Genomic DNA, 11672 nt, shown 5'->3' on the forward strand with positions numbered 1-11672 from the left:
GGAACACCGCCCGGCGCGTCAGATCTCGATCAGCGCGTCGGGCAGTTCGTTCACATCGCCGGCCTGCGCCGGCAGATGCGCGGCCAGCACGGCGCCGGCGCGTCCGATCGCCGTCACCAGGCCATCGGCAGCGCGGCCGGCCTTGATGCCCGCAACCAGCGCCGCGATGGTTTCGGCCCATTCGTCGGCCGCCACCCGGGTAAACACAGCCTCATCAGCGATCACCTCGGCCACATGTTCGGCCTCGTCCAGATAGAGCAGCACGCCGGTGCGGCCTTGCGTGGCGGTCAACCCGCGCGCCCGGAACTGCATCATCGCGGCATGGTGCACCCGATCCCGCCGCAAGCCACGCGGGGTGAGCGCCCGGTCCAGCCGCAGGCCGGCCACCAGCGCCAGCGTGACAACAAACACCAGCGCCTGCACGGCGGCAAAGCCTTCGATGCCGTGCGTCTCCCGCGTGGCGGCGTCGATCGTGTCCCAATCGGGGAACAGCAGTGACGGCGTCCACCCGGCCAGCACCGCAACGAACGGCAGGGTGAAGGCCGCCAGCACCGCTGTTGCCAGCATGGTCGCGGCATAACGGTGCGGGCGGGTGTTGATGATCACCACGATTTCGCCGGCCGTGCTGGCTTCGGCCTGCGCGATGGCCGCGGCGATGCGGGCGCGATCGGTGTCGTTGAACAGCATCACCAATCCCCCGAAGCGCCGCCGCCACCGAAGCTGCCACCGCCGCCCGAAAAGCCGCCGAAACCGCCACCGCCACCGCCGCCACCGCTCCAGTTGCCGCCGATCCCGGGGCCCCACACGATCACCGGGCCACTGCGCCGGCCACGTGAGCCACGGCGCGAGGCGATGATGATCCAGACAATGATGATGATCAGCCAGACCAGCGCCCCCCAGCCGGGGCTGTCGCCTTTATTGGCGCTGGCGGCCTTGGCCTGGGCGGCAAAAGCCGCCTGCTGGTCGGGCGGCAACTGCAACAGTGCGATCAGGTCATCGGCACCGGCTGCAACACCGCCGGCCACGTCACCGGCCTTGAAGCGCGGCACGATGGTCCGCCGGATGATGCGGCTCGACACTGCATCGGTCAGCACGCCTTCCAGGCCATAGCCAACCTCGATGCGCAATTTGCGTTGGGTCGGCGCGATCAGCAGGATGGCGCCGTTGTTGGTGCCTTTCTGGCCGATTCCCCACGCCCGGCCGAGCTGATAGCCATATTCGTCGATCTCATAGCCCTGCAGATCGGGCACGGTCGCCACCACCAGCTGGGTGCCGGTCGTGTCTTCCAGCGCCTTCAGCTTGGCCTCCAGCGCTGCCGCGGTCTCGGCCGGCAACACGCCGGCCGCATCGGTGACGCGGCCGGTGAGTTTCGGGAAGGTCGGTTCAGCCGCAGCCGGCAGCGCGGTGAACAAGGCCCACAGCATCGCCAGCAGCAGGGTGATGGCCGGCAGGTAGCTCCGGCGCAGCGCCGTCATTGCTCGCACTCCCCGAACCGGGGTTTCAGAACGTCACCTCGGGCGCCTTGTCGGCATTCACCGTGGTCGCCTTGAACGGCGCAATCGGCTGCGCGCCATAAACCACCTTGGCGGTGATCAACGACGGGAAGGTGCGGATTTCGGTATTATAATCCTGCACGGCCATATTGTAATCGCGGCGCGCCACGGTGATGCGGTTCTCGGTGCCTTCCAGCTGGCTTTGCAGCTGCAGGAACAGCTCGTTGGATTTCAGATCGGGGTATTTCTCCACCGTCACCAGCAGCCGGCCCAGCGACTGGCCGAGCGCGCCCTGCGCCTGTTCGAACGCCGCAAGCTGCTTGGGATCCGACAACTTGGTCGGGTCCACCGTCACCTGGCTGGCGCTGGCGCGGGCCTTGGTCACGGCTTCCAGCACGTCCTTTTCCTGGGCGGCATAGCCCTTCACCGTGCTCACCAGATTGGGGATCAGATCGGCCCGGCGCTGATACTGGTTTTCCACATCGGCCCACTTGGCCTTCACCGCCTCTTCCTTGGCGGGGATGGTGTTGACGCCGCAGCCCGACAGCAGCAGCGCGGTGCCGGCCAGTGCGGCCAGCGCGGCGGGACGACGAAGGGCCTTGGTCATGGAAATAGTCTCCCGTGGCAGCGGCTTGCGCAGGCCGCAGTTTATGGCAGAGTGTGAAAGATGTTCGCGCATTGCTCGCCACAAGATAGTGCGCCTTGCCGCAATTCAACAGGGGGGTGAAGAAATCATGTTGCAAGAATTCAAGGCATTCATCGCGCGCGGCAATGTGCTGGATCTGGCCGTCGCCGTGATCATCGGCGCCGCGTTCGGTGCAGTTGTCACCAGCTTCACCGAAGACATGGTGATGCCGATCATTGGTCTGGTATCGGGCGGAGCGGATTTCACCAGCCTGTTCGTCGTGCTGGGTGACATTCCAGCCGATTATACCGGCAGCCCCACCGATTACGAGGCGCTGAAAAAGGCCGGTGTGCCTCTGTTCGGCTATGGCAAGTTCGTCACCGCCTTCATCAACTTCGTCATCATCGCCTTTGTGATCTTCCTGATGGTGAAGGCGGCCAACAAGGCGATGGCCAAGCCGGCCGAAGCCCCGGCCGAACCGCCCGGCCCGACGCCGTCCGAAGCGCTGCTCGCCGAAATCCGCGATGAACTGCGGAAGGGCCGCGGTTGATCTCTGATCTGGCGGGCCTGATCGATCTGGTGCCGTTGCCCGCCATTCCGGCGGTGCTGCTGGCGCTGTTCTTCATCGCCGCCGAACTGGGCTTCCGTTATCACCGCCGCTTTGGTGGTGAGGGCGGGGCCGAGGATGAAAGCCAGGTGCTGTCCACCGCCTTGCTGGTGCTGGCGCTGCTGCTGGGCTTCACCTTCTCCATGGCGCTCAGCCGCTATGACGAGCGCCGGCAGCTGGTGGTGCAGGAAGCCAATGATATCGGCACCGCCTGGCTTCGCGCCGGGCTGGTGGCGGCGCCGCACGGGCCGGCATTGCAGACCGCGCTGGCCGATTACGCCCGGGTGCGGGTGACCAGCCCGCTGCCGCACGAAACCGAAAAGCTTGCCCGTGCCGCCGCCTTGCGCAACCGCGTATGGGCGATCACCGCCACGGCGCAGGCAACGCTGGACGGCCCGCGCGCCACCAATCTGGTCAGCGCCGTCAACGCCGTGCTCGACACGGGTACGCAGCGCGAAAAGGCCGTGGCGGCGCGTGTGCCGGGGGAGGTGATGCTGCTGCTGGTGATCTTTGCCTGCGTCGCCTGCTTCCTGCTCGGCTACGTGCTCGACGCTCATGGTCACCAGCACCGCTTTGCGTCGGGCATTCTTTTCCTGTTGATGGGACTCACCATCATGCTGATCCTCGATCTCGACCGGCCGGCCGATGGCGCCATCCTGGTCGATCAATCGGCGATGGAAGCGCTGGTCGCCAGCCTTGCACCGGCCGGCGGCTAGCGGCAGGATGGCACCATGCGTGCTGCCCTGCTTCTCCCCCTCGCCCTCCTCGCACTGGCCGGCTGCCGCGATCAGCGCCAGCAACTGGGCCAGGCGCTGTCGGGAAAGCCGCCGGTGATCGCCGGCAGCCTGGAAGGCGAATGGCAGATTGAAGATCTGAACGGCGGCGGCCCGGTGGCGCAAAGCCGCCTGATGTTCGATCCCGGCGATCAGGGCACCAGCCGGCTTTCAGGCACGGCCGGTTGCAACCGCTTCAGCGGCAACTGGAAACAGGATGGCGCCACGTTGAAGCTGGGGCCGATGGCCTCCACCCGCATGGCCTGCCCGCCGCCCGCCATGGAAATCGAACAACGGGTGCTGGCGCTGCTGGAGGCGGCAAACAGCGTGACCTATACGGCGGATGGTGCCGCCATCCTGGCCACCCCCGATGGCCGCAAACTCACCTTGCGCAAACCAGCGCAGCCCTGATCAAGCCGCGACGCGGTCTACCGACAGGTCAGCGAGCGTCGTATTGTCGAGAATATCCGCGGTCTGTTCGCGCACCACCAGCATCACCTTGCGGATCACGCAGGTGGTTTCCTCGAAACAATCGTCGCAGCGCTGATAGGCCGAAACCGAAACGCATGGCACCAAGGCCAGCGGGCCTTCGATCAGGCGGATGATCTCGCCGAAACTGATCTGGCTGGCCGGGCGGGCCAGCCGGTATCCACCCATCTTGCCGCGATAGCTGTTCACCACGCCGCCATTCTTCAGATCGAGCAATATGGCTTCGAGGAACTTGCGCGGCAGCTGCTGATCGGCAGCGATCACCGAAATCGGCACAGGCGCAACCCCGCCCGAACGGGCGATGAAGATGAGCGCGCGAAGCGCATAGCGGGAGCGCTGGTTGAGCATGATGAACCCCTTATCCTATGCACCAGCAAGGAATTGCTGCCAAGCCAAATGGCCGTGCCAGGCCGGCAACATGGCTGGGAATGAATTGCCGATTAATAGTAAAATTTACTGACTTTTTGGTTTATTCAACAGAGATGTCATGGATATGCAATACGCGGATCCCCATAACCCGTTGTTATTGCTATGGGCGATTTTATCAGGGCAGTTGGCACGGGCTTTGCAGAGTTGTTGGCATCGGCAGCCGGATGGTCCGGCCGCTGAAGCAGACAAGAGGTCCCCCATGTTCACTTCAGCCCAGAACTTCTCCCGCAACCTGGTCGGCGCTGCCGGCACCCTGTTCTTCGCCGGCCTGTGCATCGCCGGTGCCACTGCCACCCCGGCTAACGCTCAGATCGCCTATGGCAAGAACGAAGCCGGCCACAAGGTCGCCTATGTCGCCTATGCCGATCTCGACCTGGGTTCGCCGGCTGGCCGCAGCCGCCTCGAAAACCGCCTGCGCACCGCCGCCAAGCAGGTGTGCCATGGTTCCGATGCCAGCCGCATGGCGATCGCCGAGGAATATGCCTGCTATCAGGAAACCTTGAAGGCCACCCGCAGCGCCACCATGGCGGCCATCGCTGCCGACAAGGTGACCGGCTGATCGCCTGACCAAACGGCGGGCTTGGGCAGGGGCCGCTCCTGCCCGCCGAACCGGCCGGTGGCGCACCCGATTGCCCCCATAAGGGTGCGCCCCGCCCACAGAGTCCCCAGTCTTCAGTTGCCCCCAAGAGCTCCGATGCGCCTCTCTTGCCCCTCTCGGGGCGCATTGTGACGGTGCCGCCCGGCGTCTTGCACCCTCGACGCCGGGCGGCACTTTATTTTTGGGCGCGGCACGTCATGATGCGCCATGCGCCTTCTCCTCCTCAGCCTCGCCCTGATTACCGCCCACCCCGCTGCGGCCATCCGCGCCCGCCACTTCGGCATCGCGCCCGGCCCAATGCCCACCGGACCGCTCAACGCCATCACCGATGTGCCCGGCGTGGCTGTCGGCCAGGTCACGCTTGATCGCGGCGACACCATCCGCACCGGCGTCACCGCCATCCTGCCCCATGCCGGCAACATCTTTGCCGAGAAGGTGCCTGCCGGCATCTTTGTTGCCAATGGGTTCGGCAAGTTGATGGGCTTGAGCCAGGTGCGCGAACTGGGCGAGATCGAAACGCCGATCATGCTCACCAACACGCTGAACGTGCCGGAAGCTGCTGCCGCCATCATCGAACACACGCTCAGCCAGCCAGGCAACGAGGGCGTGCGCTCGGTCAACGCCGTGGTCGGCGAAACCAACGATAGCGGACTCAACGATATCCGCGCCCGCGCCGTCAGCATCGCAGATGCCCGCCGCGCCATCGCCGAAGCCAGGCCCGGCCCCGTGCAGGAAGGCGCCGTCGGTGCCGGACGCGGCACGATTGCCTTTGGCTACAAGGGCGGCATCGGCACTTCGTCACGGCGCACCCCCGAAGGCTTCACCGTCGGCGTGCTGGTGCAGAGCAATTATGGTGGTCGGCTGATCCTCGCCGGCGTCCCCATCCCACCACCGCCGGGCAAGACAGCCGCGCGCGTCTCGGCTGACGGCTCGATCATGATCGTGGTGGCCACCGACGCGCCGCTGTCCGACCGCAACCTCACCCGGCTGGCGGCGCGCGCCATGGCCGGCCTCGCCCGCACCGGATCGGCCTTCTCCAATGGCAGCGGCGATTATGCCATCGCCTTTTCCACCGCCGACAGCGTGCGCCGCACAGCCGCCCGCCGCGCCGCAACCACCGCCTATCCGGAACTGGGCAACGAGGCCACAACGCCGCTCTTCATCGCGGCCGCCGACGCAACCGAGGAAGCCATTGCGAATAGCCTGCTCGCCGCTGAAACCGTCACCAGCCGCGAACCGGGGACGGACGAAACCCGCCGGGCAGTAGCGCTGGACCGGGCGTTGATCAGGCGGCTGCTGGCGGCGGCGGGCCAGCCTGCCCCATAGCCTGCTGCGCGATGACCGCAGCGTGGAGAGCCGCGCAGTCGATCACCGGAAACGGTGCCGTGACAGCATCGAACACCAAGGCCAGATCGGTCCCGCCAAGCAGGATGGCCTCAGCGCCCTTCGCCATCAGCTCCTCGGCCGCGTTCTCGAAAATCTGCCGCTGCCCGGCGTTGACCGTGCCGGCAGTGGCCATGGCCGCATAGGCAGCATGTACCGCGTCAAGATCGGTCGGGGTGAAAACCCGCGCGGTGGTGAAGCCACCATAAAAGCCTGACGCCATGACGGTTTTTGTGCCCAGAATGCCCAGCTTCTGCACGCCGCGTGCGGCAACGTCGCGCGCCACCGCATCGATCATGTCGATCACCGGCAGCGGCGAGGCGGCGGCAAATTCAGCCCGGCAGAAATGCCCGGCAATTGATGTGACCGCAACAAATTCGGCACCGGCTCGAGCAAGGCGTTCAGTCAGGCGCACGAAGATCGCTGCCTGTTGGGCGCGGCGATCGGCGGCCAGATTGGCAAGCAGGGTCGGCGCGTCGCCATGCGCTGTGGTCAAATCCAGCCCCACCCCGGCGTGGGAAAAATGGCCGATCAATTGGCGTGTGTAATAATCCTGCGCGGCCGGCCCGATGCCGCCGATCAAGCCGATATGCATATCACACGTCCAGATTCGCCACGTTCAGCGCGTTTTCCTGGATGAAGTTGCGGCGTTCTTCCACCACGTCGCCCATCAACTTGGCGAAGATGTCGTCTGCATCCGCCGCTTCATCCACGTCGACGCGCAGCAGAGTCCGGGCGGCCGGATCGAGCGTGGTTTCCCACAATTGGTCGGCGTTCATTTCGCCCAGGCCCTTATAGCGGGCGATGGCGAGGCCCTTGCGGCCGGCATCGAGCACTGCCGCAAGCAGATCGGCCGGGCTGGTGATGCGGAAATTGCCCAGTTGCGATGGGGCGGCATAGGCGGCGGCTTCCTGCGCGGCCAACGCGGCAAGGCGGGGGGCTTCGGGAGAAGAGAGGAAGGCGCCATCGATGACATGGTGATCGGTCACACCGCGCCATTCGCGCGCGGCGTGATAACCACCATCATCGGTGACTGTCACCGTCCAGCGGCCGCCATCGGTATCGGCGGCATTCAGCCAGGCCGCGGTCGTCGCTGCCGCGGCCGCATCGGGCCGGGCCAAGGCGCCATTCAGGGCCAGCGCGTCGATCACAGCCGCCGGATAGCGGCGCGGCACATAGGCCATCAGCGCCCGCATGCGGCGGGCGTGTTCCACCAGCGCCGCCAGATCGGCGCCGCTGCGCGGGCCGGCTGCCGTGGTGAGCACCAGATTGCCGGCGCCGGCTTCGACCAGATAATCCTCCAGCGCCGCATTGTCCTTCAGATACACTTCCGAACGCCCGCGCGTGACCTTGTAGAGCGGCGGCTGGGCGATGAAGAGATGCCCGCCGTCGATCAGCGTCGGCATGTGGCGGAAGAAGAAGGTGAGCAGCAGCGTGCGGATGTGGGCGCCATCCACATCGGCGTCGGTCATGATGATGACCTTGTGATAGCGCAGTTTTTCCAGGTTGAATTCCGGCCCGATGCTGGTGCCCAGCGCCTGGATCAGCGTGCCGATTTCGCGGCTGGCCAGCATCCGGTCAAGGCGGGCGCGCTCCACGTTCAATATCTTGCCGCGCAGGGGCAGAATGGCCTGGTTCTGGCGGTTGCGGCCATTCTTGGCGCTGCCGCCGGCGGAATCGCCTTCGACCAGGAACAATTCCGATTTCACCGGATCACGCTCCTGGCAATCGGCCAGCTTGCCGGGCAGGCCCGATACTTCGAGCACGCCCTTGCGCCGGGTCAGGTCACGCGCCTTCTTCGCGGCTTCGCGCGCGGCGGCGGCATCAATGATCTTGGCCACGATGGTCTTGGCGTGAGCGGGGTTTTCCTGCAGCCACACGTCCAGCCGATCGGCCATCAGGCTTTCCAGCGGCTGGCGCACTTCCGATGAAACCAGCTTGTCCTTGGTCTGGCTCGAGAATTTCGGATCGGGCAGCTTCACCGAAACAATGGCCGTCAAGCCTTCGCGCATGTCGTCGCCGGTAAGGTTGACCTTCTCCTTCTTCAGCAGGCCAGAGGCTTCCGCATACTGATTCAGCGTGCGGGTCAGCGCGGCGCGGAAGGCGGCGAGGTGGGTGCCGCCATCGCGCTGCGGGATGTTGTTGGTGAAGCACAACACCTGTTCGTAGTAGCTGTCGTTCCATTCCAGCGCGACATCAATGCCGATATCATTGGCCTGGCCGGTGATGGCGATCGGATTGGGAATCAGCGGCGTCTTGGATTTGTCGAGGAACTTCACGAAGGCCGCGATGCCGCCTTCATAATAAAGCTCCACCTGCTTTACATCGGCATGGCGGGCATCGTTGAGGAACAGGCGCACGCCGCTGTTCAGGAAGGCCAGCTCGCGGAAGCGATGTTCCAGCTTGGCGAAATCGAAATCGATGAACTTGAAGGTGCCGATGCTGGGGAAGAAGGTGACGCGGGTGCCGCGCTTGCCATTCGATGGCCCGCGCACCGCCAGCGGCGCCTGGGCGTCGCCATGGTGGAAGCGCATCCAATGTTCTTCGCCGTCGCGCCAGATCGTCAGCTCCAGCCATTCCGACAGCGCGTTGACCACCGACACGCCCACCCCGTGCAGGCCGCCCGACACCTTATAGGCGTTGTCGTCGCTGTTGTTGAATTTGCCGCCGGCGTGCAGCTGGGTCATGATCACTTCGGCCGCCGACACGCCTTCTTCGGCGTGGATGCCGGTGGGGATGCCGCGGCCATTGTCGGTGACGCTCACCGAACCATCGGCGTTCATCGTGATATCGATGCGGTCGCAATAGCCAGCCAGCGCCTCGTCGATGGCGTTGTCCGACACTTCGAACACCATGTGGTGCAGGCCCGAACCATCGTCCGTATCACCGATATACATGCCGGGGCGCTTGCGCACGGCATCCAGCCCGCGCAGCACCTTGATGCTGTCGGCGCCATAATCATTGATCTGGGCGGGATTCGGATTGTTGTCGGTCAACGCTTCAACCTCGGGATGCAGAAATGTCCCTCGGCTATAGTGACTCCCGCGCGCGCGGGCGAGGGGGAAATGCGCAGCGCTGCTGTTGCCCGCGCAGCCACGGCAGCGCCTCGTCGGCCAGCATCGGCCGGGCAAGCAGATAACCCTGCACGGCGGTGCAGCCATGCACAACGAGGAAGCTGCGCTGGCTCTCCGTCTCCACCCCTTCGGCAATCACCTCCAGCCCCAGCCCGCGCCCCAGCCCGATCAGCGTCCGCGCGATCAGGCCGCGATCCCCATCGGAATCGATGGCGCGGGTGAAGCCGCGATCGATCTTGATGCGGTCAACCGGAAAGCTGGTGAGGTGGGAGAGCGAGGCATAGCCGGTGCCAAAATCATCCATGGCCAGCGTGCAGCCCATCGCCCGCAATGCCTCCAGCGTGTGGCCGATGCGCGCGATGGAGCGATCGAGCAACACGGTCTCCGTCACCTCGATCTCCAGGCGCGTCGCGGGCACGGCATGGCGGGCAAGGCTGCGCTTCACCGTGTCGAGAAAATCATCGGCCAGCAGTTGTGCCGTGGAAACATTCACCGCCAGGTGCCCCGGCTCCAGCCCGGCCGCCAACATGGCGGCAAAGCCGGCCAGTGCCGCGTCCATCACCTGGCACCCCAAAGGCTGGGCGAGGCCAACATCCTCGGCCAGCGGAACAAATTCGGCAGGCGGCATCCATTCGCCTTCGTGCCACCAGCGCGCCAGCGCTTCGAACCCCATCACGCTGCCATCGGCCAGCCGCTGTTGCGGTTGCAGGGCGGCCACCAGCTGCCGCCCGGATATGGCCTGGCGCAGCGCATCGGCCAGCCGCGTGCGGCGCACCACCCGGTTGGCCAGTTCGGCGCCAAACAGCACATGGCGACCCCGCCCCTGCCGCTTGGCATCCAGCAATGCGGCATCGGCATTGCCCAGCAGTTCGTGCGGTCCACACCCCTTGGACGGGAACGGCGCGATGCCCACCGAAAAGGACGGCGCATAGCGGCTGGCCCCCAGCCGCATCGGCCGGCGCAGGCGGGCGAGCAGGCGCAGCGCAAAGGCGTGAATCTCGTCTGGCGCGGCCACGCCATGCACAATCAGCGCGAACTCATCACCCGAAAGCCGCGCCGCCACGTCGCCAGCCCGTATGCAGCGCTGCAGGCGCCGGCCGACCAGGCGCAGCAGCATGTCTCCGGCGGCATGGCCCAGACTGTCATTCACCGCCTTGAAGAAATCGACATCGAACAGCACCAATATGCCTGCCGGGCCGGTATCGGGCAGGCGCTCCAGTTGCTGCATCAGCACGTCACGATTTGCCAGCCCGGTCAGCGTGTCTTCCTCAGCCCGGCGACGCAATTCGCATTCGGCGCGCAGCAACGGCGTCACGTCGGTGCGGATCGAAACGATGTTGCCGCTTTCCGAAACGGCGGTGCTGGCCTGCATGAACTTGCCGTCGCGCAGGTGGAACACGCGATTATAGCCGGGCTCGCGGTGGCGGCGCAGATAATCGGCCACCCACGCCCGCCGCTTCTCGGGCGGATCATCGGCGCTGACTTCCGGCCGATAGTGATTGGCCAGCACCTTCCGGGTGATGATGTCGGCCAGCCGCTCGCCCTTCACCATATACTGGCGGTTATCCGGCAGGATGTCGCGATAGACATCGTTGACCAGGATCAGCCGTTCTTCGCGATCATAAACGGATAGCGCCGCCGGGATGCCGGTGATCACATCGCGCAACAGGGTTTCGGTGCGGGTGCGCAGATCCAACTCCCGCGCGGCGCGGGCGGCGGCCTCGTGGCGAACCGTGATATCCTCGAACGTGCCGATCAACGCTGCGCCTTCCACGCTGGCGACAGCCGGCCGGCCCCGCGCCCGCACCTGGCGGCGCTCGCCATCAGGACGGCGGATGCACAATTCCAGATCCCAGGATGTGCCACTGCGGAGCGCTTCGTTCACCGCGCCCAACAGGATCGGGCGGTGTTCGCGAATATAGAAACGCAGCGCATTGCTCAGAAGAGGCTGAAAATCCTCGGCCACGCCCAGGTTGCGGCGGGTTTCGGCACTCCACCACAGCCGGCCGCCCGCGCTGTAATACCAGGCACCGATACCGGCCACGGCCAGCAGGGGCTCAGCAGCCGACAGCAGGCGCGGGCTCAGCGGCCGTTCCCGCCCCGGCTGGAGCGGAAAGGGCAGGCGTTCACCGCCCGGCCAGCTGCTTTCCGACATGCACGCCATCTCCCGCTCTGCACCGTCTTGTGACTAACGGCGCGGC

12 protein-coding genes are annotated in these 11672 nt (G+C 65.7%); 5 read left to right on the plus strand and 7 right to left on the minus strand.

From position 1 onward, the window contains the following. Positions 1–18: 18 nt before the first annotated feature. From G566_RS0104015 to G566_RS0104025, 3 genes are read right to left on the minus strand one after another with little or no spacing between them, the layout of a single operon-like run. Complete coding sequence (locus G566_RS0104015; RefSeq protein WP_029131237.1) at positions 19–690, minus strand: TPM domain-containing protein; 672 nt, start codon at positions 688–690, stop codon at positions 19–21. Continuing rightward, entirely contained in the window at positions 687–1475 is a 789-nt protein-coding gene (locus G566_RS0104020) for a TPM domain-containing protein (protein ID WP_022679389.1), read from the minus strand. Before G566_RS0104020 ends, G566_RS0104015 begins: the two co-directional genes overlap by 4 nt. Positions 1476–1500: 25 nt before the next feature. Continuing rightward, positions 1501–2100 carry a LemA family protein gene (locus G566_RS0104025; protein ID WP_022679390.1) on the minus strand — a complete coding sequence of 200 codons (600 nt, stop codon included), beginning with the start codon at positions 2098–2100 and terminating at the stop codon, positions 1501–1503. Positions 2101–2227: 127 nt separating this feature from the next. Here G566_RS0104025 and mscL point away from each other — a divergent pair, with 127 nt between their 5' ends. From mscL to G566_RS14645, 3 genes are read left to right on the plus strand one after another with little or no spacing between them, the layout of a single operon-like run. Then, on the plus strand, positions 2228–2668 hold the full coding sequence (mscL, locus tag G566_RS0104030) for a large conductance mechanosensitive channel protein MscL (RefSeq protein ID WP_022679391.1): 441 nt from the start codon (positions 2228–2230) through the stop codon (positions 2666–2668). Continuing rightward, positions 2665–3441 (plus strand): bestrophin-like domain, encoded by a 777-nt coding sequence (locus tag G566_RS0104035; RefSeq protein ID WP_022679392.1) that lies wholly within the window; start codon positions 2665–2667, stop codon positions 3439–3441. The genes mscL and G566_RS0104035 overlap by 4 nt, the downstream gene beginning before the upstream one ends. Before the next feature lie 15 nt (positions 3442–3456). Continuing rightward, positions 3457–3909, plus strand: coding sequence for an META domain-containing protein (locus G566_RS14645; protein ID WP_022679393.1), 453 nt, complete (start codon positions 3457–3459; stop codon positions 3907–3909). Here the strand turns inward: G566_RS14645 and G566_RS0104045 are convergent, their stop codons facing one another. Next, entirely contained in the window at positions 3910–4335 is a 426-nt protein-coding gene (locus G566_RS0104045; protein ID WP_022679394.1) for an RrF2 family transcriptional regulator, read from the minus strand. It abuts the gene before it with no gap. Positions 4336–4615: 280 nt separating this feature from the next. Between G566_RS0104045 and G566_RS13450 the strand changes: the two genes are divergently transcribed. Then, entirely contained in the window at positions 4616–4975 is a 360-nt protein-coding gene (locus tag G566_RS13450; RefSeq protein ID WP_022679395.1) for a UrcA family protein, read from the plus strand. A gap of 246 nt (positions 4976–5221) precedes the next feature. Next, positions 5222–6340, plus strand: coding sequence for a DmpA family aminopeptidase (locus G566_RS0104055; RefSeq protein WP_022679396.1), 1119 nt, complete (start codon positions 5222–5224; stop codon positions 6338–6340). Here G566_RS0104055 and G566_RS0104060 read toward each other — a convergent pair. Genes G566_RS0104060 through G566_RS14650 form a run of 3 tightly spaced genes read right to left on the minus strand, consistent with a single transcriptional unit; the run spans position 6300 to position 11626 of the window. Then, entirely contained in the window at positions 6300–6992 is a 693-nt protein-coding gene (locus G566_RS0104060) for an aspartate/glutamate racemase family protein (protein WP_022679397.1), read from the minus strand. The genes G566_RS0104055 and G566_RS0104060 overlap by 41 nt on opposite strands. A 1-nt stretch (position 6993) precedes the next feature. Further along, positions 6994–9393, minus strand: a complete 2400-nt coding sequence (gene gyrB, locus G566_RS0104065) for a DNA topoisomerase (ATP-hydrolyzing) subunit B (protein WP_022679398.1) — start codon at positions 9391–9393, stop codon at positions 6994–6996. Between the two features lie 34 nt (positions 9394–9427). Then, a complete protein-coding gene (locus G566_RS14650; RefSeq protein ID WP_022679399.1) occupies positions 9428–11626 on the minus strand; it encodes a putative bifunctional diguanylate cyclase/phosphodiesterase in 2199 nt (732 codons plus the stop codon). Positions 11627–11672: the final 46 nt, after the last annotated feature.

This window comes from Sandarakinorhabdus limnophila DSM 17366 (genome assembly GCF_000420765.1).
Taxonomy (GTDB): Bacteria; Pseudomonadota; Alphaproteobacteria; order Sphingomonadales; family Sphingomonadaceae; genus Sandarakinorhabdus; species Sandarakinorhabdus limnophila.

What these genes read in the sequence shown, in the direction of transcription:
- G566_RS0104060 (WP_022679397.1), bottom strand. Translation starts at nt 6,992, where the DNA reads ATGCATATCGGCTTGATCGGCGGCATCGGGCCGGCCGCGCAGGATTAT.
- G566_RS0104025 (WP_022679390.1), bottom strand. Translation starts at nt 2,100, where the DNA reads ATGACCAAGGCCCTTCGTCGTCCCGCCGCGCTGGCCGCACTGGCCGGC.
- G566_RS14645 (WP_022679393.1), top strand. Translation starts at nt 3,457, where the DNA reads ATGCGTGCTGCCCTGCTTCTCCCCCTCGCCCTCCTCGCACTGGCCGGC.
- G566_RS0104055 (WP_022679396.1), top strand. Translation starts at nt 5,222, where the DNA reads ATGCGCCTTCTCCTCCTCAGCCTCGCCCTGATTACCGCCCACCCCGCT.
- G566_RS13450 (WP_022679395.1), top strand. Translation starts at nt 4,616, where the DNA reads ATGTTCACTTCAGCCCAGAACTTCTCCCGCAACCTGGTCGGCGCTGCC.
- G566_RS14650 (WP_022679399.1), bottom strand. Translation starts at nt 11,626, where the DNA reads ATGTCGGAAAGCAGCTGGCCGGGCGGTGAACGCCTGCCCTTTCCGCTC.
- G566_RS0104045 (WP_022679394.1), bottom strand. Translation starts at nt 4,335, where the DNA reads ATGCTCAACCAGCGCTCCCGCTATGCGCTTCGCGCGCTCATCTTCATC.
- mscL (WP_022679391.1), top strand. Translation starts at nt 2,228, where the DNA reads ATGTTGCAAGAATTCAAGGCATTCATCGCGCGCGGCAATGTGCTGGAT.
- G566_RS0104020 (WP_022679389.1), bottom strand. Translation starts at nt 1,475, where the DNA reads ATGACGGCGCTGCGCCGGAGCTACCTGCCGGCCATCACCCTGCTGCTG.